The sequence below is a fragment of the Streptococcus sp. 27098_8_75 genome (genome assembly GCF_041432475.1).
Classification (GTDB): Bacteria; Bacillota; Bacilli; order Lactobacillales; family Streptococcaceae; genus Streptococcus; species Streptococcus gordonii.
The window spans coordinates 288,898-314,760 of sequence record NZ_JAPVZR010000001.1 but is presented as its reverse complement, the minus strand read 5'-3'; the positions used below and the strand labels follow the sequence as shown (position 1 = coordinate 314,760).

Annotated in this window: 21 protein-coding genes; 16 read left to right on the top strand and 5 right to left on the bottom strand. The window is 40.2% G+C overall.

Annotated elements, in window-relative coordinates; translation table 11 throughout:
* From O3640_RS01485 to rpsO, 11 genes are all read left to right on the top strand, one after another.
* Positions 1-672 carry a pseudouridine synthase gene (locus O3640_RS01485; RefSeq protein WP_227955244.1) on the top strand — a complete coding sequence of 224 codons (672 nt, stop codon included), beginning with the start codon at positions 1-3 and terminating at the stop codon, positions 670-672.
* Positions 673-1,203: 531 nt separating this feature from the next.
* Positions 1,204-2,985, top strand: coding sequence for a hypothetical protein (locus tag O3640_RS01480; RefSeq protein WP_227955247.1), 1,782 nt, complete (start codon positions 1,204-1,206; stop codon positions 2,983-2,985).
* A 1-nt stretch (position 2,986) separates the two neighbouring features.
* Complete coding sequence (locus tag O3640_RS01475; RefSeq protein ID WP_008808344.1) at positions 2,987-3,886, top strand: hypothetical protein; 900 nt, start codon at positions 2,987-2,989, stop codon at positions 3,884-3,886.
* A 9-nt stretch (positions 3,887-3,895) separates the two neighbouring features.
* Positions 3,896-5,725 (top strand): DUF2194 domain-containing protein, encoded by a 1,830-nt coding sequence (locus O3640_RS01470; RefSeq protein ID WP_061596154.1) that lies wholly within the window; start codon positions 3,896-3,898, stop codon positions 5,723-5,725.
* A 20-nt stretch (positions 5,726-5,745) separates the two neighbouring features.
* On the top strand, positions 5,746-7,146 hold the full coding sequence (gene pelF, locus O3640_RS01465; protein WP_061596153.1) for a GT4 family glycosyltransferase PelF: 1,401 nt from the start codon (positions 5,746-5,748) through the stop codon (positions 7,144-7,146).
* Positions 7,146-8,591: an exopolysaccharide Pel transporter PelG gene (pelG, locus tag O3640_RS01460; protein WP_195321516.1), complete on the top strand. Its 1,446-nt coding sequence runs from the start codon at positions 7,146-7,148 to the stop codon at positions 8,589-8,591. The genes pelF and pelG overlap by 1 nt, the downstream gene beginning before the upstream one ends.
* Entirely contained in the window at positions 8,584-10,359 is a 1,776-nt protein-coding gene (locus tag O3640_RS01455) for a CotH kinase family protein (protein ID WP_048777349.1), read from the top strand. Before pelG ends, O3640_RS01455 begins: the two co-directional genes overlap by 8 nt.
* Positions 10,346-11,080 (top strand): polyphosphate polymerase domain-containing protein, encoded by a 735-nt coding sequence (locus tag O3640_RS01450; RefSeq protein WP_185758161.1) that lies wholly within the window; start codon positions 10,346-10,348, stop codon positions 11,078-11,080. The genes O3640_RS01455 and O3640_RS01450 overlap by 14 nt, the downstream gene beginning before the upstream one ends.
* 18 nt (positions 11,081-11,098) lie before the next feature.
* Complete coding sequence (locus O3640_RS01445; RefSeq protein WP_045505526.1) at positions 11,099-11,770, top strand: DUF4956 domain-containing protein; 672 nt, start codon at positions 11,099-11,101, stop codon at positions 11,768-11,770.
* 16 nt (positions 11,771-11,786) lie between these two features.
* Complete coding sequence (locus tag O3640_RS01440) at positions 11,787-13,172, top strand: DUF4832 domain-containing protein (RefSeq protein ID WP_105165084.1); 1,386 nt, start codon at positions 11,787-11,789, stop codon at positions 13,170-13,172.
* A 227-nt stretch (positions 13,173-13,399) separates the two neighbouring features.
* Positions 13,400-13,669, top strand: coding sequence for a 30S ribosomal protein S15 (gene rpsO, locus O3640_RS01435; protein WP_001018251.1), 270 nt, complete (start codon positions 13,400-13,402; stop codon positions 13,667-13,669).
* A 500-nt stretch (positions 13,670-14,169) separates the two neighbouring features.
* Here rpsO and O3640_RS01430 read toward each other — a convergent pair whose 3' ends face one another.
* Entirely contained in the window at positions 14,170-15,096 is a 927-nt protein-coding gene (locus O3640_RS01430; protein ID WP_371586510.1) for an alpha/beta hydrolase family protein, read from the bottom strand.
* Positions 15,097-15,382: 286 nt separating this feature from the next.
* Here O3640_RS01430 and O3640_RS01425 point away from each other — a divergent pair, with 286 nt between their 5' ends.
* From O3640_RS01425 to trxA, 3 genes are all read left to right on the top strand, one after another.
* The gene (locus tag O3640_RS01425) at positions 15,383-15,796 is read left to right on the top strand and encodes a YjdF family protein (RefSeq protein ID WP_008808354.1); all 414 of its coding nucleotides are present in this window, start codon (positions 15,383-15,385) and stop codon (positions 15,794-15,796) included.
* A gap of 188 nt (positions 15,797-15,984) precedes the next feature.
* A complete protein-coding gene (locus O3640_RS01420; RefSeq protein WP_008808355.1) occupies positions 15,985-16,206 on the top strand; it encodes a DUF4649 family protein in 222 nt (73 codons plus the stop codon).
* A gap of 15 nt (positions 16,207-16,221) precedes the next feature.
* Positions 16,222-16,536 carry a thioredoxin gene (gene trxA / locus O3640_RS01415; protein WP_048777345.1) on the top strand — a complete coding sequence of 105 codons (315 nt, stop codon included), beginning with the start codon at positions 16,222-16,224 and terminating at the stop codon, positions 16,534-16,536.
* Between the two features lie 99 nt (positions 16,537-16,635).
* On the opposite strand, the gene O3640_RS01410 is transcribed toward trxA, so the two are convergent.
* Complete coding sequence (locus O3640_RS01410; RefSeq protein ID WP_061584614.1) at positions 16,636-17,304, bottom strand: MIP/aquaporin family protein; 669 nt, start codon at positions 17,302-17,304, stop codon at positions 16,636-16,638.
* 424 nt (positions 17,305-17,728) lie between these two features.
* On the opposite strand from O3640_RS01410, the gene O3640_RS01405 reads away from it, so the two are divergent.
* Positions 17,729-18,679, top strand: a complete 951-nt coding sequence (locus O3640_RS01405) for a hypothetical protein (RefSeq protein WP_195322064.1) — start codon at positions 17,729-17,731, stop codon at positions 18,677-18,679.
* 302 nt (positions 18,680-18,981) lie between these two features.
* Here O3640_RS01405 and O3640_RS01400 read toward each other — a convergent pair whose 3' ends face one another.
* The 3 genes from O3640_RS01400 to O3640_RS01390 all read right to left on the bottom strand — a co-directional run bounded on the left by O3640_RS01400 (position 18,982) and on the right by O3640_RS01390 (position 23,054).
* Complete coding sequence (locus tag O3640_RS01400; RefSeq protein WP_195322063.1) at positions 18,982-19,647, bottom strand: hypothetical protein; 666 nt, start codon at positions 19,645-19,647, stop codon at positions 18,982-18,984.
* A gap of 170 nt (positions 19,648-19,817) precedes the next feature.
* Positions 19,818-21,614, bottom strand: coding sequence for an oligoendopeptidase F (pepF, locus tag O3640_RS01395; protein ID WP_195321881.1), 1,797 nt, complete (start codon positions 21,612-21,614; stop codon positions 19,818-19,820).
* Between the two features lie 78 nt (positions 21,615-21,692).
* Complete coding sequence (locus tag O3640_RS01390; RefSeq protein ID WP_195321882.1) at positions 21,693-23,054, bottom strand: MFS transporter; 1,362 nt, start codon at positions 23,052-23,054, stop codon at positions 21,693-21,695.
* Between the two features lie 599 nt (positions 23,055-23,653).
* On the opposite strand from O3640_RS01390, the gene pnp reads away from it, so the two are divergent.
* Positions 23,654-25,852 carry a polyribonucleotide nucleotidyltransferase gene (pnp, locus tag O3640_RS01385; RefSeq protein ID WP_268723034.1) on the top strand — a complete coding sequence of 733 codons (2,199 nt, stop codon included), beginning with the start codon at positions 23,654-23,656 and terminating at the stop codon, positions 25,850-25,852.
* Positions 25,853-25,863 lie beyond the last annotated feature (11 nt).

The window sequence follows — 25,863 nt, the reverse complement described above, 5'->3', positions numbered from 1 at the left end:
ATGCGCCTAGATAAATTTTTGGTAGAAAATGGTCTTGGTTCACGAAGCCAAGTGAAGGAACTCTTGAAAAAAGGTTTAGTTTTGGTCAATGGCAGAGCGGAAAAATCTCCCAAGACTCAGATTAACGAGACGGCAGATGAGGTTGTTGTTTCTGGCCAAAAGTTGACCTATGAAAAGTTTGTTTACTATCTTCTTAACAAACCCAAGGGATATATCTCAGCAACAGAGGACGAACGACATAAAACAGTTCTGGATTTATTGGATGAGACTGCTCTCCAAAAAGAAGTCTTTCCTGTTGGTCGCTTGGATATTGACACTCATGGTCTACTCCTTCTGACCAATAACGGTAAGCTAGCTCATGCCATGCTATCACCCAAAAAACACGTAGAGAAAATCTATCGAGCTCAAGTAGTTGGCTTGATGAATCAATCAGATGTGGAGCAGTTTGCTAGAGGGATAGAGTTGAAAGACTTTACCTGTCAACCAGCTCAACTCAAGATTGTAGAGCTAGATGAAGAAAAAGAGACCTCTCTCGTAGAAATTACCCTAGCTGAAGGTAAGTTTCACCAAGTCAAGCGCATGGTGGCTGCCTGTGGAAAAGAAGTTACGGATCTTCAGCGCCTCTCGATGGGACCCCTGCAATTGGATCCTGAGCTTGCCCTCGGAGAATGACGTCGTTTAACGGAGGAAGAGCTAAAATCTTTGGAGAGATTTCAGCTAGAGTTATAATGAGTTTAATTTTATAATATTGTCGCACCTTCGAGGTTGGAATGAAAATCTGACTTCGAGGGTGCTTTTGATTTTTGCAAAATTTTTGCAAAATAGTGGGAAGTTTCCAATTATTTGAAGATAAGAATTTTCTGTAAGATTAAGTCTGGATTTGAAACGGGTGAATAGTATTCATTGATAACCTTTTGTGGTATAATAAGAGTGAATCTTTGAGCCCTTCTAATGTTTTTTTATGTTGCATTATGATCCTCGGAGATGTTTTTTTGTATATAGCGAATGTTTGATCTGATTCTTAAATTTATAAAGTCATTGTTCTTTCTGTATTTTATGTAAATTACGGGGTGATATACTTGATATTTTTGCCAAAAAATTATATGATTTTAAACTGAGTGTGAAATAATACGATATATGAAAGTATTTTCGACCTAATTTTGTTCTTAAGGCGAACAAAGGATATAAAAAAAGGAGAGAAATGTGAAGACTTTACTATTCGGAAACACAGGTTACATAACTAAAGAGTTCATTGAGGAGGCTTTCCCCAATAGCGATGTCTATATTTTTGGAAAGACCAACTTAACTGGCTTAAAGCGAGTAACAGTTTTTAAGAAGACAGAAGCAATCGGAATCGCTGAAATCTTAGAAAATTATCGCTTCGATCAGATTTTGTATCTTTCAAATTTCTTGACCTATAAAAATCAACAGATTGGGGAATTGGAAAGACTACAGGATTTCTTAAAGAACACTTCTAAATTGACCTGGTCTAAGATTATCTATCTGACCGGACCAGAAATTATCAATCTGCCTCAGGATTTAGAAAAAGCAGCAGAAAATCTTTGCTTGCATTGGGCTCATACCTACAGTGGTTCTCTCAAGATTATTAGAAGTCCTTATGTTTATTCTGCAACTCAGCCAGAGGACTATTTCTACGGTTTAATGTCTAATATCCGACGCAATCAGCCAATTCGTTTCGATGAGCAGCCCGATGAAGTGGCAAACTTTATTAATTCAGAAGACTTAGCAGAACTTGTTTATAAAGTATTTAATAGTTGGACAGATGAGATTGAAGTTCTAACAATTCCTAGTCCGTTTCAGGATACTTTCCAGCAGTTGGCGACCAAGTTACAAAATTTAGAGCTCTCGCACAGTACGATTGGTTTCCAATCATCCAATAAGCTATCGCCTCTCTACCAAACAATGGACAAGAATAATCTGCGTGGTCGGTATGGTTGGTTTATCCATTATTCTATTTTGGATGATTTATCAGATCTTTATTGCCAATTTGCTTCTGAAAGTAAGCCTTTAAGACGGCTTGAATTTCGCGGTTTGAAGAAAAATATCTATAGACTGCGGGGTCATAATGATTTTCAAAAAACAGCAGAGATTTTACTGGCCTTTCTCTTGTCAGAAGTCCTCAGCTTTATCGTTGCAAGATTTAATCAGCTAGGAATGATTGATGTGCGCCTCTTATTTGTAACCTTAATTAGTACTATTTTTGGAACAGTATATGGCGTCTTTGCTGGTGTTTTATCTGTTTTAGGCTTATTTGTAACAAGCATAGCAGCAGGTAATAAGTGGCAATCAATTGTATATAACACTGATAGATGGCTCCCGTTTGCCGCTTATATCTTCGTGGCTCTTATTTGTGGTATTATCCAGATGAAATACCAAGATGAGAAGGAATTGCTGGAAAAAGAAAATCAGTTATTGAACGAGCAAAATGACTTTTTGACTCTTTCATATGAAGATGCCGCTCATGATCGAGATGCACTAGTTCAAAAAGTAGTGAGCAGTAGCAATGGCAATAGTCAACTATATGCTGTTCACAAACGTTTAAATAAGAAAACAGTTGAAGAAGTGATTGCTGAAGCTGAAAAAATCATTGGAGAAGAATTTTCAACTGATGAAGTTCATTTTTATCCTTTATCTCCTTTTTCTAGCTTTAAGATAGAGCTCTATCCTCAGTTGAAAGAAGGTTTGGAAAAAGAAGCGGTTTGGATTAACAAAAAAATGCTTCCAGACTATCCTGTTTTTGCAGTAGAAATGAAAAGTGCTTCTGGGCTTCATTATCTGATATGGGTCGACGAAGTTTCTTATGATCAATTGACTTTCTCAAAACTTCATTTCCTACAGATGGTAAGTGAACTGACAGCGTCTATGGTAGACAAGGCCGGTTATTATCAAGTCTTCTCTAGCATGAATAAAGATTCTGGCCTGACCACGCATAGCAGTCCCGGCGAAATGAGGCAAGGAAACTAAAATGGAATGGATGATTACTAGTTTTTGTGTCTTTTTAGACCTAGCTTTATGCCTGCATTCGTTTATCTTATTAAAAACAAAACGGATGCAGTTGCCTCTCTTTTACATAGTCTTCCCTATTGCTCTACCCTTTTTAGGTTATATCTTGCTTTGGGGCTTGAATCGTTCTATTCAAAAGGATGAATCTGACCTTTCGCTGGTTCAAGGCGATTTCGAAGAATGGTTTGACGTAGATGACACACAGAAAATGAGTAGGGTTGAAAGTGCCTATGATCACGTTGAAGAGATTATTCCTCTAGAAGAAGCTCTTGTCTTGCAAGACAAAGAAGTTTCTCGGTGGATGTTGATGGAAATAGTCAGTCGGGCTCCAGCTAAGTTTATTGACTTATTGTTCCTGGCTCGTCAAGATGAGGATACGGAGGTTGTGCATTATGCAACGACCTTGATTGCGGAAATATCTCGACAATATGATATCCGTCTACAGACACTGGATAAAAAGCACCAGGAAAATCCATCGGATTACCGGACTCTAGCAGAATACTGTGCAGTTTTAGCAGCATACCTGCAAAAGAATCTGGTGACTAAGCGGATGGAAGAGGTCTTGCGGAAAGATTATTCCCATCTCTTAGAAAAGAAACTTCAACAAAAAGAGCAACTTTCTGATTATGTGAAATTGATAGAGAATGAACTCTTGTTGAAGCGATATGAAAGTGTTGAAAAATACTTGAATACTATTTCTCAAAAATGGCCTCAACAAGAAGAGATTTATATGCTCTATCTCAGATATTATTTTGAAACGAGACAGGGAGAAAGGTTAGAAGAATTGGTAGAAGCTATCAAAAATGGTTCTATTTATATTTCTAAAGCGAATCGAGAGCGCCTAGCTTTCTGGCAATCGTAGGTTTTTAAGATGACAAAGAAAAAAAGAAAAATCTTATATTCAAAAGAATCCATTATTGTAATTGTAATCTTTCTTTTGTTATCTGCAGTTTTGTGGATTCAAAAGAGTGGCGAACAATATACAGTTAATCCTGAAAAAAACATTTATCTTAAAAATGCCCCTTCGTCTAATGCTGTATTTGACAGCTTAGCTCAGGATAATCTGGTTCTTTATGATGAAAACAATGATACAAGTCGAAGGGCAAAAGAGCAATTTACTCAGATTCTCAAAGATATGAGAATGGGGTACCGCTTGGTTGATATTTCAAAAGAGACGATTCCTAGTTTTTCTGATTATAAAAAAGTCGTTGTGCTTCTGAGCGATTTGGAAGGCTTGGGAGACAAGGCGCTTGAGATGGTGGATTGGGTTGAGCAAGGAGGAAATGTTCTCTTTGCTGTAACCCTCTCCAAGGACAGCAAACTAACAGAAATCGAACAAAAATTAGGCGTTTCAAGTTCTAGTTTTGAAAATGCTTATGTTAAGAAAATTTATATTGATAAAGACTTTATGATTGGTGGTGGGAAAAGCTATGCCATCGACGGCGCTTTCCATTCTGCTTGGTCAGTTACACTATCATCTGATGCCAAAGTTCATGCCTGGACAGATGATGAGGCAAAAACTCCTTTGGTCTGGGAAAAAAAACATGGTCAAGGGAAGTTTGTAGTTGATAATTTTGGTATTTATGAAAGGGCAGTACGTGGCCTCTATGCAGCTTCCTATAGCTTGATGACGTCCGCGACAGCTTATCCAGTTATTAATGGGACAACTTTTTACCTAGATGACTTCCCATCTCCAGTCCCTGCAGGAGATGCGACTTATATTAAACGTGACTATAATATGAGCATCTCGGACTTTTATACCAATATCTGGTGGCCTGATTTGCTGAAGCTGGCTGAAACTTACGGAATTAAGTATACAGGTGGGGTTATCGAAAATTATGAGGATGACACATCAGGAAATGTTCATAGCCAAAAAGACGTAGACCGATTTAAATATTTTGGTAAGTCACTTTTGGCTAATGGAGGAGAGATCAGTTACCATGGTTATAATCACCAGCCTTTAACGCCTAAAGGAGTTGATTATGGTGATGAATTCCCAACCTATAAAACTTGGAAAGATAAGAAAGCTATGGCTTCTGCAATCAGTGAACTGCTCCGCTTTACGAAAGAACTCTTTCCAAAGGGGGAAAAGTCGATTTATATCCCGCCTTCAAACGTTCTATCTAAAGAAGGAAGGGAAGTTCTACGAGAAAAATTCCCAGAAATCAAGAGTATTGCTAGTAATTATTTCCCAGGCAAATTCACCTATTCACAGGAATTTGAAGTGGCAGATGATGGCATGATTGAACAACCCCGGATTGTTTCGGGTGCTTCATGGGATGCCTATTCAAAATTGACCGTATTTTCTGAGTTAAACATGCACTATGTCACTACTCATTTCCTTCATCCTGACGATGTCATGGATGAAGATCGAGGTGCGAAACTAGGCTGGTCCAAACTCTATAAAGATTTCCAAAATGAAATTGAGAGCCTATATAAAGTTGTTCCAAATATTCGACGCCTGACGGGTTCTGAAATGGCTGGAGCAGTCCAACGCTATGCCATCTTAACCATTAATCAGAATCGAACAGATACAGGCCTAGAGCTAGAACTTGGAAACTTCCATAATCAAGCTTACGTAATGATTCGATTAAACGAGGGCGAGCCTGGAAAAGTCAAGGGTGGCAAACTAGAACATTTAACAGGTAATCTCTACCTGCTGGAAGCAACATCAACCAAAGTATCTATTGAGGTCAAATAAACATAGAAGAGAAAAGAAAAATGAGAATTTGTTTGGTTTTAGAAGGTTCTTATCCCTATGTTCACGGAGGTGTATCTACTTGGATGCATCAGTATATCACCGAGATGAAAGAACACGAGTTTATCGTGTGGGTGATAGGGGCGAACGAGGAAAAGAAAGGCCAATTCGTCTACGAATTTCCTCCTAATGTAGTAGAAGTTCGAGAGGTTTTCCTAGATAGTCTAGCTGGATCAGAAGTAGGGAATAAGGAATCTGGAGATTTAACAGATGCAGAATACGAAGCCCTAAAACAATTAGTTTTTTGCGCAAAACCAGATTGGTCTTTGATTTTTAACTTGCTTCAAGATGGAAAAATCCAGCGGGATAGCTTCTTAGCTAGCGAAGAATTTTTCCAAATGATCCAGCAATTGTGTACGGAAAGATACGCCATGCAGCCAATGTCGGATGTGTTTCATACCATCCGCTCCATGCTTTTTCCGCTTTTGACCCTTTTATCTAGTGATATTCCGATTGCAGATGCATATCATGCAATTTCGACAGGATATGGTGGCATCTTGGCCACACTAGCGAGCGTTCGGACAAAGAAACCCCTTCTTTTGACTGAGCACGGGATTTATACACGGGAGCGTGAGGAAGAGATCATCCGAGCAGATTGGATTTTGCCGTCCATGCGAAAACAATGGATTGATTTTTTCTATACTCTTTCAGATGCTGTCTATTCAAAAGCAGACTGTATTACCAGCCTATTTTCAAAAGCTAGAGAAATTCAGATAGAAATGGGTTGTGATCCAGAAAAGTGTCGAGTCATTTCAAATGGAATTGATTACGAAGCTTTTTCAACAATTCCTCATGAGGGGGATGGCTTTATCAACATTGGTGCAGCGGTCCGAATGGCTCCAATAAAGGATATTAAAACCATGATTTATGCCTTTTATGAAGTGTCTGCCCAAATGCCTAATGTGCGTCTCTATGTTATGGGAGGTGTAGATGATAAAGCGTATGCTAATGAATGTTATGATCTAGTTCGAAAATTGAAGCTAGATAACCTGATTTTTACCGGCCGGGTTGACATCAAAGAATACCTCAAAAGAATGGATTTTATGATTTTAACCAGTATTTCTGAGGGACAACCTCTTTCTGTCCTAGAAGCAATGGCAGCTGGAAAAGCGTGTGTAACGACAGACGTTGGTTGCTGCAGAGAATTGCTGGAGGGAAGAGAAGACGATAATTTGGGACCAGCAGGGTATTGTGTCCCCCCTACTGATCTAAGTGGCCTAGCTGATGCTATGCTACGGATGGCTTCTGTGGAAGAAGAAAGGCTGGTGATGGGGAAAACTGCTAAAAAACGAGCCGAGCTATATTACCAATATGATCAAATGATTGACCAATATAGACAAATGTATAAGGAGTATGTGAAGTAATGGCAGGATTGGGATTTGAACTAAGAAAGGTATATAATAAGGGAAGCTTCCTGGCCAAGCAAAAAGCATATGGCTATGCAGGCATTATTTATGTTGGACCGATGATTCTTGGGATTTTACTGATTCTTGCAGTTGTTTATCTCAGTGTTTTTGGTCGTTTTGGCAACAGCGAACGCGACCATCTGTTGGGGTTGATTTCCTACTCAATCTTAGCTTCCTTAGCCATTACCAATATTTTTTCTATGGTTGTGACCCGCTATGTCTCCGATATGCTCTATGAAGAAAAGTTTGAAAGGGTTCTGCCCTCATACTTTTCTTCTGGTGCCATGATGTTGGGGCTTGGCTTTGTGTCTTACGGCTTGTTCTTATTCTTATCAGGCATTCCCTTGCTGGAGATTGTTTTAAATTTGCTACTGTTTAGTGAATTATGCTTGATTTGGCATGCTGTCAATTACCTAACAGCTGTTAAAGACTATCGCAGTATCTTAAAAACATTTGCAATGGCGATCCTGATTACGCTTGGAGCAGGATTCCTCGCTTTATCCTTGTCGATCCCTTATGGTTTGCTTCTGAGTACCTGTATCGCTTATGCATATATCCTAATTCAAATGATTCGCATAATGTATCGGTATTTTCCGAAAAGCTATGAGGCCAATTTCGAGTTTCTGATCTGGTTTGATGAATATTTCAATCTTTTTAAGGTTGGAATCTATCTTTTTATTGGGCTCTTTGCCCATATTGTGATTAACTGGTTCGGACCATTGAGCAAAGGGATTGGAGGGCTTTTTCGTACGGCTCCTGTCTATGATGTGTCAGCTATGTTAGCCTATCTCGTAACCTTGGTGTCAACAGTGAGCTTTGTGGTTTCGGTAGAAGTTGTATTTTATCCGAAATTTAGGAAATATTACCAGCTGTACGATGGGGTCGGAAGTGTTGATAAAATCAACCAGACGGAAGTGGATATGCTTCGGACTCTCCGAAATGAATTGAAATATTTATCTTGGAAGCAACTCTTAGCAACCTTGCTAGCGATGTTTGTGGGGATAGTTTTGTTGGGGGTTCTACCCCTAGGCTTTAATAGTCAGATGAAAGGCTATTTTCAGACCCTTTGTTTGGGCTACGGGCTTTATGCTGTAGGAAATGTTAACTTACTCTTACTTCTTTATTTTGTAGACTATGAGGGTGCTAAGGATTGTGCCAAGTGGTTTGCAGGAATTTCAGTTATCTTTAGTATTCTGACTCAGTTTATGGATACATCTTTTATCGGTTATGGCTTTTTATTAGCTTCATTAATACTTTACTTAACAACAAGTGCTCGTTTGACTGAATATACCAAAGATCTTCCTTATCGTGTTTTAGGAAGTCAGGATGTCGTTTCACGTGAAGAAGTAGGATTCTTTACTAAGCTGTATAATACGTTGGAAGCGAGGAGAAATGATGAATAATAAGTGGGGTAAATTTCTACTAGTCTTTGGATTGATGTCCCTCGCCTTTATTCTTTTAGCAGTTTTTGATAACACAGGAAATACTGGAAAAGACAAAGTGACCCAAAAGGTGAAGAAGGAAAAGGTGCAAAATATTAATGACTTGCATCTTTATGACAAAGAAACCTTGTATAACCAAGGGGATCCGGATGTGATTACCATGTATTTGACTGTTAGACGGGGGAATACAGTCGAAAACACCAATCATTCTTGGAGTGAAGTCAACCAATATTCAGCTTATGACTATGAAAAAATGGGTGTGAAACGCTATCAAGTCGAAGGTCTCCTTCAAGTGGGCAATGAAAAAGGACCTGAGTCAGGACAGTTCGGTTTTGGAGAAGAAGTTCCCAATGCTACGGTTCAGATCCGTGGGCAGAGCTCTAGTAGAGCCAGTCAAAAGAATTATAAGGTTGAGATAAAAAGGAGCAAGGGAAGATGGGAAGGCCAACGGACTATTAACCTGAATAAGCATCCCTATGACTATCTGCGTTTCCGTAATAAGCTAGCTTTTAAGCTAATAGAAGGAATTCCGCAAATTGTAGGACTACGTACCCAATTTATCCATCTCTATGTCAAAGATGAGACAGGAGAAGAATCGAAGGGGTTTGAAGATTACGGCATCTACACGCAAGTTGAACAGTTAAATAAGACGGCTCTTGAAGCTCATGATCTTGACCAAAGCGGTCACCTTTATAAGATTAATAATTTCGAATTCTACAGAGAGCCTGATGCTATTCGAAAAGAAGATGATCCTAAATTTGATAAGAAAAAATTCGAGTCTCGTTTAGAGGTTAAAGGAGACAAGGACCATACCAAGCTTATTGACATGTTGGATAAACTAAACGATGAGTCAGTCTCAAGTGATGAGTTCCTAGAAAAATATTTTGATGCGCAAAATGTCCAGTACTGGATGGCCTTTCAGATTTTGATGGGCAATATTGACAGTCAAAACCGGAACATGTTCCTCTACAGTCCAAAGAATGGGACACGCTGGTATATCTTACCTTGGGACTTGGACGATTCCCTACACAAAAGTGAGTATGCAATTCGTAAGCCAGATGCATTGGGAGAAAATAGTTGGCAATACGGTGTCAGCAACTACTGGGGAAATCACTTGTTCCAACGCTTGCTCAAATCAGAAAGATTCAGAACTGGTTTGGAAAGAACAGTTGATGAGTTATATAAAAATCAGCTGAAACCAGAAAATATTGGCGATTTGAGTAAGAATTATGCTAAAATAGTAAAACCATATCTGTCTCGTATGCCAGATTTGGGTCATTTGTATTTTAATGAGGACCAGTATAATCAGGTCTTGGATGCTCTACCAAAAGAAGTAGAAGAAAATTATCATGATTATAAGAAGAGTCTGCAATCGCCTCAGCCATTCTACATTGACCAACCTAAAGTAGAAGGAAAGAAACTAGTCTTAAGATGGCTACCATCTTATGATTTTAATAATCAAGAGATTACCTATCACGTAGAACTTGCCAAGGATCCAAGCTTCAAAGAGAAAATACTAGATAAGAAGGGGATCAAGGAGCTCAGCATTAAGACAGACCGTTTACCTAAGGGGCAATACTTTATCCGAATTTTCGCTACAAATGAAACAGGTAATTCACAAGCGGCCTTTGACTACTATCGGACAGACACTACCAAACAATTTGGTGTCTCAGGCTTCTATGTAATGGAAGATGGGGGAATCAAGGTTGACACTTATGAAAACAGATAAAAAGGAGCAGTTTCGCCATGAAGCGAAATATCTCATCGGTTTAAAAGAAAAAGCCTTACTGACCCAACGGTTTGAGTCTATTCTAAATTTGGATAGACATGCTCAAAACGGAGGGTACACCATTCGCAGTCTTTATTTTGATGATTACTGGAATAGTAGTTATGAGGAAAAGGCTGCAGGGATTTTGATGCGAAAGAAATATCGAATTAGAATTTATAATTTTAGCGATCGTAGCATCAAGTTGGAAAGAAAGAAAAAGTTTGAAAATTATATCTATAAGGAAGCAGCACCTTTAACACGAGAAGAGGTGGAAAAAATTATTGAAGGCGACTATGGGTTTCTACTCCATAGTCCCCACCCTCTTTGTCGGGAATTTTATTTTGAATGTGTGACAAATGTTATGCGTCCCCGTGTAATTGTTGACTACGAGCGGGAACCGTGGGTTTACGATGCAGGGACAGTACGCTTGACCTTTGATTCAAATGTTCGAGCAGCTGTTGGTAGCTATGATATATTTGACCAGAACTTACCGACTATACCAGTTCTTCCGGAAGGCAAGTTGGTTTTTGAGGTGAAATATACAGAGATGCAACCGCAGATTATCAAAGATATTATTCCCCCCGGGGCTTCAGAGTTTATCGCGGTATCAAAATACGTTCTTTGCTATGAAAAGACAAGATATTTGCATGATTTTGAGTACTGGTTTGACACAGATTATTAGGAGAGATAGGAGAAAAGAATGAGTGTTCAAGATATGATTAAAAAATCAATATTAAAATCTGAGAATTTTACTTCCCAAAATGCTGTAAAAATTCTTGCCACTCTTTTATTAGCAATCGCATTAGGAGCTTTTATTTACTTTGTTTATCAGCGATTTTTCACTGGAGTAGTCTATTCAAGAAGTTTTGCCATGACCTTGATTGGGATGTCGATCTTAACAGCCATGGTTACTTTGGCAATTAGTACCAACGTTGTTATCTCTTTGGGGATGGTCGGTGCCCTTTCCATTGTGCGCTACCGGACGGCTGTAAAAGATCCCATGGACCTGCTATATTTGTTCTGGGCCATCACCACAGGAATCACAGTTGGAGCAGGTATGTATATCTTAGCCATTGTGACAGCTGTTGTTATTTTTGCAATGCTACTCATTTTTAGTCGGATGCAGCACCAAGGTAGGGTCTTCATTCTCATTATTCATTACCAAGGAGATGAAACAGGAGACCGCATCATCCAATCTTTTGGTAAGATCAAGTACTTTGTGAAATCCAAGACCCTTAGAGGAGATGCTGTTGAAATGGCAGTTGAAGTCCTCTGCAAAAAAGACGATTTCACATTTGTAGAACGCATTCGGAATATTGAACAGGTTTCAGACGTGACTCTTATCCAATATAACGGTGAGTATCACGGATAGCATGATTGGAAATGGAATGAATAAAAAGTTGCGATACAGTTTAATTATTTTAGTAGTAGCCACGATTTTTGGTAGTTTTTTCTTAACTTCCTTGAATAATAAAAAACAAGTAAACCGTACTTTTACCTACTCTGAAGAGGCAATTCCAAATCCCTTGATGGGCTATGCACCATCCGCAGAGGAATCGGAGCTTTCTGACGATGTTCAACTGGTATATATGGATGTCACTTGGAAAGAATTAGAAGCCCAAAAGGGTGTATATGATTGGGAAAAGATAGAAGAAAACAACCAGATGGAACGCTGGAAAAAGGAAGGAAAGTATATTGTTCTACGCTTTGTCTTAGACTATCCTTCCGGTACTTCTCATGAAGATATTCCTTCTTGGCTCATAAAAGAAATGTCTGATCCAGGGGACCACTATGAGTCTGACTATGGAAAAGGCTTTTCTCCTAATTATTCAGATAAAACCTTGATTTCTTATTATCAAAAAGCTGTTGCTGCTATGGGAGAGCGCTGGGCTAAAAGTGGGCAAATTGCCTTTATTCAGCTTGGGGTTCTCGGCCATTGGGGAGAATGGCACGTCAATGATGAGGTAAACATCAGAAAATTACCAGAAGCAGCAGTCCGTGAAAAATTTATCACTCCATGGACTCAAGCTTTTCCCAAAGCCAATATTTTAATGCGTCGTCCTTTTGTGGCTGCGAAGAAGCATGGCTTCGGCCTTTATAATGATATGGTAGGAGAGAAAGAAAGCACTAAGGTTTGGCTGGATTGGATAAAATCTGGTGGCGACTATGACCAGGAAGAAGCGAAGGATGGCCTTGTAGCGATGCCTGACGCCTGGCAAACTGCACCGATTGGTGGTGAGTTTACTAGTGCAGTGAGCATGAAAAACATTCTCAAGAATAATTTAGAACAAACGATTAAAGAAGTTCAACAATCGCATACAAGCTTCTTGGGACCTAAGATTGCTGAGGTACTTGATGAGAAGGATGATACGGGCTATAACGAAGTCTTGAAAAACATGGGTTATAGATTCTGGGTTCCTTCAGCGTCCTTGAAGTCACAAGGTGATGAAACCAAGCTTACTCTTACTTTAGCAAACAAAGGAGTGGCTCCTTTTTATCGGAATTGGGACACTAAGATTTATGTTCTTGATAAATCAGGGGAGATTGTAGAAACTAAGAAACTTTCTCTTGATTTGACCAAGCTTCTGCCAGATAAAGAGGAAGAGCTTGAAGTCTCACTTTCAACTTCTAATCTGATGAGTAAGGATAAGGGCTATAAGGTTGCTATAGGAATTATCTCTCCTTTAACAAACCAGCCATCTATTCGTTTTGCAAATGAAGGTCAAGAAGACCAGACTGTTCTGACTCTATATGATGCTGCAACTGATGAATAAAAAAAGAAGTGCTCTGCCTATTGTAGCACTTCTTTTTTAGCTAATTTCCGGGAACTATGTGACTAAGGTTGATTAATCAATGACCAAGACGATTTAAAGTAGGATGATTTGACAAAGCTGGTCCTTCTTGGTAGAATAAGAATGTCGTAAAGACAAATAACTTCTTCTTGGTTGCAGGCCATGCCAAACCTGCCACTCGGATGAAGCGTAAAGAAAAGGAGTATATCATGGCAATCTCAAAAGAGAAAAAAAATGAAATCATTGCACAATATGCGCGTCACGAAGGTGATACAGGTTCAGTAGAGGTTCAAGTTGCTGTCCTTACTTGGGAAATCAACCACCTTAACGAACACATCAAACAACACAAAAAAGACCACGCTACTTACCGTGGATTGATGAAGAAAATCGGTCGCCGTCGTAACTTGCTTGCATACTTGCGTAAAAACGACGTTAACCGTTACCGTGAGTTGATCAACTCTCTAGGACTTCGTCGTTAATTCAAGATACAAAGGCCGTCAAAAGCACAAAGCAAAAATAGGAAAATTGACGAAGAAACTTCAGTTTCGAGGAGATTATATCTTTTTTGCCAAGTGCTTAGGCCGTGTTCAATTGAGCACATCTTGATAATGAAGCTACTCTAAATTGGGTAGCTTTTTTCATGGATTTTAACCCGAGCTCAAATTGGCTCTCTGACTTCAGGGAGCTTTTTCTGTTCCGTCACCTTACCTTGATATACTCAAGTATTATCTTCGGTTACGGTTCCTAGCACTGTAAGGTAAAATAAACCAGAATGATCTCCCTTCGGGGAGATTTTTTATTTTCACTAGGATTTTAGCCCGAGCTCAAAACAGTTTTCTGGGTTTCGGAGCACGATTATTCGCCTTTCCCCTTAATTCGTTTTAAGATGTTCAAATGTCGTTTCCTAGTCTAATTCTTCTAATTTTTCCAAATAAAAAGTTCTTCCATAATTTTAGAAGAACTTTTTTTATCAGCAAATTTACTCTTTCAAGAATTTTTGGATGGCAGGAGCGGCAGTGATAGCAAATCTTTCGTCGATGCCATGCTCCCCACCTTCTACAGTGACTAGCTCTGCATTTGGAATCGTCTGACTGGCTTCAACCGCATACTGGTAGGGAACGACTGCATCATCAGTGCCATGGATAATCAGAGTCGGAGCTGTAATTTTGGACAGCTCAGATTGGATGTCAATACCTAAAGCATCAATTAGATAAATCTTCCCTAGAGTAACATTGTGGTTTGTCAGGTTATCGGGAAGTTGGTCGAAGTCAGGACTCCCTAGCTCATGATAGGTCTCCTTGGCATCGTCAAAAAGAACGAATGCTGGAAAGATAAGCAGGAGCTTGTGCACACGATCTGGATAAGAAGCTGCGTAGAGACTAGCAACAACCCCACCTTGACTAGCACCGAATAAGCTCATTTTACTCTTATCTACAAAGGCCTCAGAACTCAGCTTTTCCATGACTTGGGTCAAGTCTGTGAGTTCGGTCTTGACCGACATATTCAGCATATCCTGCCCGCCACTTTTAGAACGACGGCTGCCTCCGTAGAAATCAAAACTGTAAACCAGATAACCTTGCTTTGCCAACAGCTGGCTGTACATTTCATATTGCTCAAGGGTGTTGTTTAATCCATGTGCAATAACAATAGTCGGTAATTTTTTACTCTTGTAGTCACGAGGAGCAGTAATCTTTCCGTATAGCTGCTTGTCGTCGTATGAAACACTATAGTCTTCAGACACGATATCTTCTGTCGGAGTCGGTTGCTTGTCACTCTTCTCACTAGAAGCTGTTTGTGTACTTTCGCGCTTAGGAGGAGTATGAATTGGTTTGGTTTGGGACAAGTAGAAGAAAAGTACAAGTCTGGTTAAGCCCAAGGTTGCTAAGAAAGCCCAAATATACTTCATAGTTCTCTCCTTTCAGTATTTGTAGTATTATAGCGGAAATGAAGTTATTTTACAAGGAGAGAGAGTTCTTGTTTTTGACTTTTCTAGATTTCATGCAAGAAAATCCAATTTAGTCATCTCGGCGAGATTCCGATAATCTTGAATTTTTTAGAAAATCTTGCTAGACTGTAGCTACTAAGATAAAAACACAGTTCTGGTTGGTAGTCCAGACGCAAAAAGTCTATTTTTGTCAGTAACCTTCCTCCTTGGTTGTCCATTCTTAGGGATTTTTAAAGGAGGTGCTGTCATGGATAAGATTTCAATGACGCTGACAGTCTATTTTGAAGAGGGATTTTGGCACGGTCTTTTCGAGCGGGAACATGCTCAGTCTTATAGAGTTTGCCGAGTCACCTTTGGCGCAGAGCCAAGTATGCAGGAGCTGTTGGATTTTCTAAACCGTTATTATCATCGATTGCAGTTTAGTCCTAGCATCAGGGTGAAGGAGAAGGCTAAGTCCATCAGTCCCAAACGCTTGCAGAGACAGGCTAAAAAGGAGCAGATGGCTTCACGGTCTTCAAAGTCCCAGGAAGCGCTGAAGCTGCAATTTGAAGAGCAAAAGAAAATCGCTCAAGTCAAGCGCAAGCAGCAGAAAGAACTGGCTAAGCAAAGGAAATTCGAACTCAAACAGCAAAAACGATTGGAAAAACACAAGGGGCATTGATCATGCTTTTTCTTATTTACATAAAAAGTCTTCCGATGGGAGGCTTTTTCATTTGCTAGGCAATCAGTGAGTAACTTTAAAAGTGAATGAATTTCTCTGAGTCGTTTCATTTGACAGATGTAATAAAGATGGTTACAATATAATCGTAAAATAAAAAATTACAAGAGTAATTTGAAAAAGGAGAAGTTATGATTGAAATTACTTATTTGGATGCTGTCAAGCAAGAACGCAAGATGACCTTTGAGTCCTATCAAGCATTTGAACAGTCTCAGCAGGCCTGCTTGATTGGGGTTGCGGATTATTATCCAGTTCAGAAACTGACCTATAATGGCCATGATTTGGATTATCATGGGACTTATGGCGATGTATTCTTTTTCCTGATGAAGCAGGATTTGACAAAGTTTGATTAAAAGGAGATAAAAATAATGGTAAAAGCAATTACAGATGCAACATTTGAGCAAGAAACAAAGAATGGCTTAGTTTTAGTTGATTTTTGGGCGACATGGTGTGGACCTTGTCGAATGCAAGGGCCAGTGCTAGATAGACTGTCGGAAGAATTTTCAGAAGATAAACTTAAAATTGTCAAAATAGATGTGGATGAAAATCCACTGACAGCTCGATCCTTTGGAATTATGTCTATTCCAACACTTCTATTTAAAAAGGATGGCCAAGTGGTTAAACAAGTTGCAGGTGTTCATACTGCAGAACAAATCAAGGCTATCGTTGCTGAATTGAGTTAAAATCAATACACTCCTGTGAGTAAAATGGGAGTGTATTTTAATTTTTAAAGAAAAAGCCCTGTTCCTCAAGATAAGGAGCAAGGCTCTTTTTATTTTCGATTATTCTTCTGTTCCAAGAAGGGTTTTGGCAACTACAGCTGCAAGAAGGCCACCAACAATTGGTGCCAAGATGAAGATCCAAACTTGTTGCAAGGCTACACCACCTACAAGAAGAGCTGGAGCCAAGCTACGAGCTGGATTAACTGAGAGGCCAGTGATATTGAGACCAACCAAGATCATCACTACCAAAGTCAAAGCAATTACAAGACCAGCGATAGAGCTGTTCCCTTTGCTTGAAGAAGTTACAGTCATGATAACCAAGACAAACAAGAAGGTTGCAATGACTTCAAATAAGAAGCCACCAAAGACGGTTACACCATTTGCCAAGGCATTTTCACCTAGGCTGGCAGTTGGCATACCTGAGTTAGCCAAGAGGAAGTATACTGTCGCTGAAGCAATAAAAGCCCCAAGAACTTGTGCAAGGATGTAGTTGACAAGATCCTTAGACGATAAACGCTTGTTTGCAAACATAGCAATAGATACTGCAGGATTGAGGTGAGCTCCGGAAATCGTACCGATAGAGTAAGCAGCAGCAACGATTGACAAACCAAAGGCAAGGGCAATTCCAAGATGACCAAGGCCCTCTACACCATTACCAAAAACAACTGCGCCTGTTCCTACAAACACAAGCATGAATGTACCGATTAATTCAGCAAAAAACTTTTTCATTTTCTGTCTCCTTTTTCTAAAACTAAGCACTAGTCTATCAAAAGAAGTAATCGGATTCAAGAAAAGTGACTTGAAAATTTTTTGAAAATCATAAAACGACTAGCTTATCCTTAGTATTGAAAAGATTGAATAGATTTTCTCAACTCGTTTTGAGAAGGACCCTTTGCTTTATTTAGTGCTATCATTTTAATAGACAAGATTTGAAATTTAAAAATGGACAAAACACAACACTGCTTGACTTTAGAGCAAACAAGTGACTTTATGTTTAGCGATTAAAAAGAAGCTAAGTTTCAAACAAGAAGGGAATAGAAACTATATTTTTTATAATATTTTAGAATTTATTTATATAAAAAGTCATTAAGATAAGTTTTGTCATGGTATACTAGATGGTAGGTAAGAATCATTATTAGAAAAGGAGAATAGTATGAGAAAGAAGATAAGAATTTATTTCTTAGTAAGTTTAATAACTTTAGCAGTTGCTCTTGTTGGATGTTCGTCTAAATCGACTGATACTGCTAAAAATGCATTATATCACAAGACAGATGTGACTGGACCTGCTGCATCATTTGATTGGAATGCAAAAGTTGGCCCTGTTTCCTATGAGAAAACGTATGTTGAAACAAATAGTGGAAAGGAAGTCACTACAACCTTAGATGGTGTTAAAAAGGCGGCTGACGATCTTGAAAAGAAGAAAAAGGAGATTACCAATCCCAAGGTACAAGTGGCTTTGAAATTAGTAGATGCTGTTTTTGTTAATCAAAAGAATTTCGATTTGGTTTTAAAAGCAAGAGGTGCTAGCAATCAAGAAGAATTTTTTGATAAGTTATGGAATGATGTCATAGCTCCTGTATTGTCTGAACGTTATGCAACTTTTTCAAAGGATACAGTTTTTAAGTATAAGGGAGAAAGTTACCCACTCAAGGTATACGCGCCAATGTTTTTCAAGGTAAACACTAATGCCTTGGGAAAAGCTGGAGCATACACTCTTGAAGATTACAAAGTAGAAGGCGATATGGTCTATTTGAAATTTAAGGCTCCATCTGTGGATGTCTATCAGTACGAGGTTAAGGCATCTTATCATCAGGATAATCAAGAATTCTTCCAAGGCTTGATAGATGAACACAATAAGGTTGTTGAAACCAACTATTCTAAAGGATTGATTATTCGATTTGTCTACCAGTTAGCTGCTCTAGATTTTAAAGCAGATAACTATGTGAATTTACAGGGAATGGATTATTATGACACTAGTACTCATTATTTGGCAATTAAGGTTGATAGTAAAGGAAATGCTAAGATAGATAAAGAAAATATCGCTAATCTTTTACAAATCAATATGAAACCAGCGAATGAAGCTAATAAAGGTAAATTCGAATAACCTGCTACCAGAGTCCTGAATGGACTCTTCGAATCCGCATACTCCAACCTCCTGCTAGTTGGACATTGAGTAGATGGAATTTTTCTAAATTGCACAAAAAATCACCTGAAACAGGTGATTTTTTGTGTAGTCTTGTTTTAGATGATGAATACTCTTAAATCTATCATAGGTAAAAGCTTTTATTTTCCAACCTCTTCGCTGTAGGAAATAATCTGATCATCTGTATCCGACAATAATTAGATGATGTCGCGAAGTGGTTAAGCGTATACATATTGCCTGATGGATATTGAGCAGATCTAATATTACCATGCCAACCCTGCATTTGCTATTTCCTTTTTTGAAGCGTATTGACCGTTGGGACGATGCCATCTGCCTCTATAATCTTTAAAATATCCACCGGCAGCTACTGATTCTTGCTGTTCTACTATCTGATTTTCTGTAGCTTGTCTTTCTGCAGCTTGGCGTGCTTGTTCAGCTTCTGCAGCTTGTTGGGCCCTAATATTAATCGCATTTTGGACAAGTCCAATACGATATATCAATTTAGACTTTATATTTTCATCAGCAACACGCTCAACTGCAGCTTGAGCTGGAGCAACGTAGTCTTGAACTTGATTGTTTTCCAGTTGTTGAACAGTTGCCTCTGCTTGCTCTACAATTTGTTTGGCTTCCGCCTCTCTTCTTTCTTGTTCTTCGCGAGCCTTCCTCTCTTCTTCTTGTTTTTTTCTTTCCTCTTCTTCTCGTAGTTTTCTTTCTTCTTCAGTCTTTTTCTCTTTTTCTTGTTGTTCTTTTTCTTTTTTCTCTTTCTCTTTCTCTAATTTTTCTTTTTCCGCTTTCTCTACACTATTTTTATCCTCTTTTTGAACGAAGCCTATCTGTTTATCGGTGTTTTCTTGGGAAACCTCATTCTCTGTTGAGCAAGCTCCAAGCAGTAGTGCAGTCAAAGCTGTTAAAAATAACCATTTTTTCATAATTTTTCTCCCTTCGGATATATATCCAAGGACATCATATCACAAAAAGGAAGCGTTTTCAATGGATATTTTTGTAAAAATTTAAAATATAGATTTTTTTAAAATTTTCTAAAGGGATTCAAAAATCAGACCCAGATGATTCATCTGAGTCTGATTCTAAAGATATGTACTTATTCCCCCAACTCCTCGCTGTAAGCAATAATCTGATCAACTGTATCTGACAAGAATTGAATGGTGTCACGGAGTGGTTTGTCTGTCGAAATATCTGCTCCGATAATCATAGCCGACTCAAGCGGAGTCTTGCTACCGCCAGATTTGAGTAGCTCAAGCCAGTCACGAGCACCATTTTCGTCATTTTTTAGGTGTAGGTAGCCGGCAGTAGAGATAACCAAGCCTGCGGAGTAAGTGTAGCTGTAAAGCCCCATGTAGTAGTGGGCTTGGCGCATCCAAGTCAGGGCAGCGTCGTCGTCAATCTCAACGGCATCGCCCCAGAATTCTGTCAAGACTTCTTTCATGATAGCGTTGAGTTTGCTTGCGCCGAAGGTTCCGCCTTCTTCAATCAAAGTATAGACCTTGCGTTGGAAGGCAGCTTCCAGCAAGTGAGTAATGAAGTTATGGAAGTAGGTATCTGTCAGACGGTGAGCCAGGGCAAATCGTTTCTGGCGAGGATTATCAAACTGACGTTCCAGATAATCACTGAGCAGGAGCTCATTAAAGGTAGACGGTGCTTCCACATAGTAGGTGGACATGTGGGCGTTGAAATAGCTTTGGTGATTGTCAGAGAAGATAAACTGACCGGAGTGGCCTATTTCGTGAATCAGTGTATAGACGTCACTCATGCGGCCAGTCCAGCTCATGAGGACATAAGGGTGAACCCGATAAGGATCAGCAGCATAGCCTCCAGAGTCTTTTCCCGCATTTGCCGCAAAGTCGACCCAGCGTTCTTCCTTATAGCGGGCAACTTCTTGACAATACTCTTGTCCGAGTGGCTCGACTGATTTCATGACGAGGTCATAGGCATCATCAATGCTGACTTCGGGATTGAGCTCGCTGTCCAAGTCCAGCTTCCAGTCGGCAAAGGTCATTTTTTTAAGTCCGTTTACCTTAGCGACATGCTTGAGGTATTTTTGAGCTACTGGGGCAAATTCGCTCATGATCAAGTCAATCTGCCGGTCAAACATAGAGCGATCAACTTCTTGCTCTGCCAGTAAGTAGTCAAAGACAGAGTCATAGCCCTTCATGTCAGCCAGTAGTTTTTCAGACTTGACCTGAGCCAGATAGGCAGCTGCAGCAGCATTTTGGTGCTTACGAAGACCTTCAGAGAAAGAGCGGAAAGACTTTTCGCGGATTTCTGCGTTTTCATGGTTTTGATAGAAATTCTCATAGGTGACAAAGCTATTTTTGTAAACTTTGCCGTCTACTTCAAAGTCATTCATGGCAAAGTCGCCGGCCCGCATCTTGGTGTAAATATCCTGTGGACTGTAAAAGACTTCACCTAGATTGGTCAAGGCTTTTTCAACATCCGCTCCCAGATAGTGGGATTTTTTGATTTTAGCCTGGCGAATAGCTGAAGTCAGATGGGGCTCTTGGCCTAGTTTCTCCAAGACAGCCTCGTCTGCACCGACCAGGGCGTCGTCAAAGAAGCTGAGTGCGACATTGGCCTCGGTCTCAAACTCCATAGCTGCTTGGGCAATCTGTGCAAAGCTCTCGTCACCATAGTCAGTGGTCTGTGGCATAAAACCGTAGTTACCGATATGGCTGATTTGGATATAAATCTGCTCTAACTCAGCAAAAGCCCGCTCAAAATCTTCGAAAGTGCTGAGCTTGCCTTGGTAATCACGGACAAATTTTTTGATGTCCTCTCTGGCCTTTTCGATGGCCCGCAGGAAGTCCTCTTGGTCTTGGTAAAGGGCTGTTAGGTCCCAGAGTTCATTTTCTGGAAATTCAGAACGATGTTTTTGTTCCATAGTCTACTCCTTTTGTCGTATATAGAAATAGTATAGCAAAAAATCCCCCAAAATGTCTTTGGGGGAGAAGGATAAAAGTTAAAGTTTCTTTGAGGCAATCTTTTTAAAAAGCAGTAGATAAGACAAGAATACGAAGATAACCAGGCTTAATAGCAGGGTGAAGACGTTTTGAGTTCCTTTTGTCATATTGGGAGCTTGATTGGCGATGACGGCCGTAACTGCAGTACCTATAGCGCCCGCAAAGGTCTGGGCTAGCTGAAAGAGCGCGGTCGTATCTGCAGTCTTTCCTTTATCAACTTGAGTCGTGGCTAGAGCTAGTGTGTTATTAAAAGCCATGTTTCGCCCCAAGGTAAAGCAAATATAAATCGCAATAACAGCTGTTAAGGTGAGTTCTTTTGTAAAGATAAGGAGCAAGAATACAGCCAGGAAAAGAAGTGAATTTCCTGTAAAAAGGGTTGGTTTCGGACCATTTCTATCATAGAGTTTGCCAAAGAGAGGAGATAGGAAGGCTCCGAGCATGGTTCCTGGAAGCAGCGCAAAGCCTGCTTGAGCGGTTGAAATGTCTTTTTCTATGACTAGGAAGTTGGGAATCAGAAAATTAGCCGATAGGTTGATAAATTGAAAAATGAAGAAGGGTAAAATAGCCAATAAGACCGTTGGTTGCTTTAAGATACGAATATCTAAGAAAGGATGTTCAATCTTTAAACTCCGATAGATGAAGCAAGCTAGTGGCACTATGCAGAGAACAAGATAGAGCCAATCGATATGTCCTTCTTCTAAGCTGGAAATGGCTACAATGGCAAAGACGAGTGAGCTTGCTAAGAGGAGAAATGAGAGAAGATCAAAGGCGCGTTTCCTAGACTTCTCGGAATTTCTTAAAAAGAAAAAGGCAAGAATAAAGGAAATGATTGGGACAGGAAGAATAAAGGTATAAATCATATGCCAGTCAAAACGACTAATCATAAAACCACCGTAAGTCGGCCCAATTGCTGGTGCTAGGCTGACCACCATCCCAGACAAGCCCATATAGGTTCCAATTTTTTGCTTAGGAACACGCTCAACAATCAAGTTAAAGAGCAAAGGAATGGCTAATCCAGTAGCTCCTCCTTGCAGGACTCTCCCTATCATCAAGATGGGAAAGCTTGGAGCCAACATGGCAATCAGAGTTCCCAAGCAAAAGTTGGCCAAAGCAGTAAAGAGGATAGTTCTCTCTTTCCAATTGTGGGCTAAGGTTGCTCCTAAAGTAATCGTAATGGCTACTGCTAATAAATATCCTGTTGTAATCCATTGCAGTGTTCCTAATCCTAAGCCAAAGACCTTGCTTAGATGCGGGAAGGTTACATTCATACTGGTTTCAGATAAGATGCCTGCAAAGCAGACTAAGGCTGTCGCAAGGAGCGAGAAAAAATCTTTCTTTTCAACTGTTTGATGATCTTGCACGATTGTCTCCTTTATATGTTTGAAATGAGTCGCTGTATTTATTATAAAGCAAGAAGTTCTCTTTGAAAAGTGAATAGTGGCTATATCGCCATCTTGTTTGACAAATCGAAAGGGGAAAAACGAACTCTGACAGCCAACTATAATCAGCTATAGAAAAGAAAAATAGATTTTCAGTACTTTTATAGAAAAAAGCCATTTTCAGGCTTTTTCTTTTGTCTGAAATTGTGGTAAAATAAGGTCTATACGTGCTTGATACAAAGATGAGGATATAATAGGTTGCTAAGGGCATGAAATCAAAGCTAAGCTGAGTCGCTTTGAGAATCTTAAGTGAACAGGTCCTAAGTTCTTTGCGCTTATCTGAATTGAGCTCAGGTCTCATTTCTTGAGAAAAATAAATTTCCTTTGAGTTGCTTAAGGGCTTAGTATCTTGATGAACTGAACACGACCTAAAAGCTGTGTAAAAAAGATAAACTGTCTTGTCTTCATCGAAGACCTCGCCAGTTTCCTATTTTTACTTTGCTTTTGACGGTCTTAGTATCTTGATCTTTGTAGCCAAGGCGTATGAAAAAATTTGAGCATGTGCTCGGCAAGGAGTCTTTATGACAAAACAAGTTTTTAAAACCGTTTTTGCAGGTCGTGAGCTGGTAGTTGAAACCGGTCAGGTTGCAAAGCAGGCAAATGGCAGCGCCGTTGTTCGATATGGAGAAAGTACCGTTTTAACTGCGGCAACCATGTCCAAAAAGATGGCTACTGGTGACTTTTTCCCATTGCAGGTCAATTATGAAGAAAAAATGTATGCGGCTGGGAAATATCCTGGTGGCTTTAACAAGCGCGAAGGCCGTCCGTCAACAGATGCGACTTTGACTGCCCGCTTGATTGACCGTCCGATTCGTCCTATGTTTGCGGAAGGTTTCCGCAATGAAGTTCAGGTTATCAATACCGTTCTTTCTTATGACGAAGATGCTTCGCCTCAAATGGCTGCTATGTTCGGTAGCTCTCTGGCTCTTTCTATCTCAGATATTCCTTTTAACGGCCCTATCGCAGGAGTTCAGGTCGGCTATATAGATGGTGAATTTATCATCAACCCTAGCAAGGAACAAAAAGAAGTTTCGCTTTTGGAACTGACAGTGGCTGGTACCAAAGATGCTATCAACATGGTAGAATCCGGAGCTAAGGAACTGTCTGAAGATATCATGTTGGAAGCTCTTCTCAAAGGGCATGAAGCAGTCAAAGAATTGATTGCCTTCCAAGAAAAAATTGTCGCAGCAGTCGGCAAGGAAAAAGCAGAAGTAGAATTGCTGCATGTTGATGAAGAGTTGCAGGCAGAGATTGTCGCAGCCTACAACAGCGACTTGCAAAAGGCTGTGCAAGTAGAAGAAAAGCTGGCGCGTGAAGCCGCAACTCAGGCTGTCAAAGACCAAGTCACAGCAGTTTATGAAGAAAAATATGCAGATCACGAAGAATTCGACCGTATCATGCGTGATGTGGCTGAAATCTTGGAGCAAATGGAGCATGCAGAAGTGCGTCGTTTGATTACCGAAGATAAGGTCCGTCCTGACGGTCGTAAGGTTGATGAAATCCGTCCGCTGGATGCAGAAGTGGATTATCTGCCGCGCGTGCATGGTTCTGGTCTCTTTACTCGCGGGCAAACCCAGGCCTTGTCTGTCCTGACTCTGGCGCCAATGGGCGAAACGCAAATTGTTGACGGCTTGGATCCAGAATACAAGAAACGATTCATGCACCATTATAATTTCCCGCAATACTCTGTCGGGGAGACAGGCCGTTATGGGGCTCCTGGTCGTCGTGAAATTGGACACGGTGCTCTTGGGGAACGTGCCTTGGAGCAAGTCTTGCCTAGCTTGGAAGAGTTTCCTTACGCTATCCGTCTGGTAGCAGAAGTCTTGGAATCAAACGGTTCTTCCTCCCAAGCCTCTATCTGTGCGGGCACTTTAGCTCTGATGGCCGGTGGTGTGCCGATTAAGGCTCCGGTTGCTGGTATTGCCATGGGATTGATTTCAGATGGCAGCAACTACACGGTTCTGACGGACATCCAAGGTTTGGAAGACCATTTTGGTGATATGGACTTTAAGGTGGCTGGTACTCGTGAAGGTATTACAGCTCTCCAAATGGACATCAAGATTGAAGGAATTACAGCGGAGATCCTGACAGAAGCTCTGGCTCAGGCAAAGAAAGCCCGCTTTGAAATTCTGGACTTGATTGAAGCGACAATTCCAGCTCCACGTCCTGAGTTGGCTCCAACTGCTCCGAAAATCGACACCATCAAGATTGATGTGGACAAGATCAAGATTGTCATCGGAAAAGGTGGGGAAACCATTGATAAGATTATCGCTGAGACCGGTGTTAAGATTGACATTGATGAAGAAGGAAATGTATCCATTTACTCCAGCGATCAAGACGCCATCAATCGTGCCAAGGAAATCATTGCCGGCTTGGTCCGCGAAGCAAAAGTGGATGAAGTCTACCATGCCAAGGTTGTTCGGATTGAGAAATTCGGTGCCTTTGTCAATCTCTTTGACAAGACAGATGCCCTGGTTCACATCTCAGAGCTAGCTTGGACTCGGACCAATAATGTCGAAGATGTCGTACAAATCGGTGATGAAGTGGATGTCAAGGTTATCAAGATTGATGCCAAAGGCCGGGTAGATGCTTCCATGAAGGCTCTTTTGCCACGTCCGCCTAAACCTGAAAAATCAGACAAGCACCATGATAAGCATCATGGTAAGGGGCATCCTCATAAGAAACATGAAGAAGCACCTCATACTCAAACAGAAGAATAAAAGACAAACAA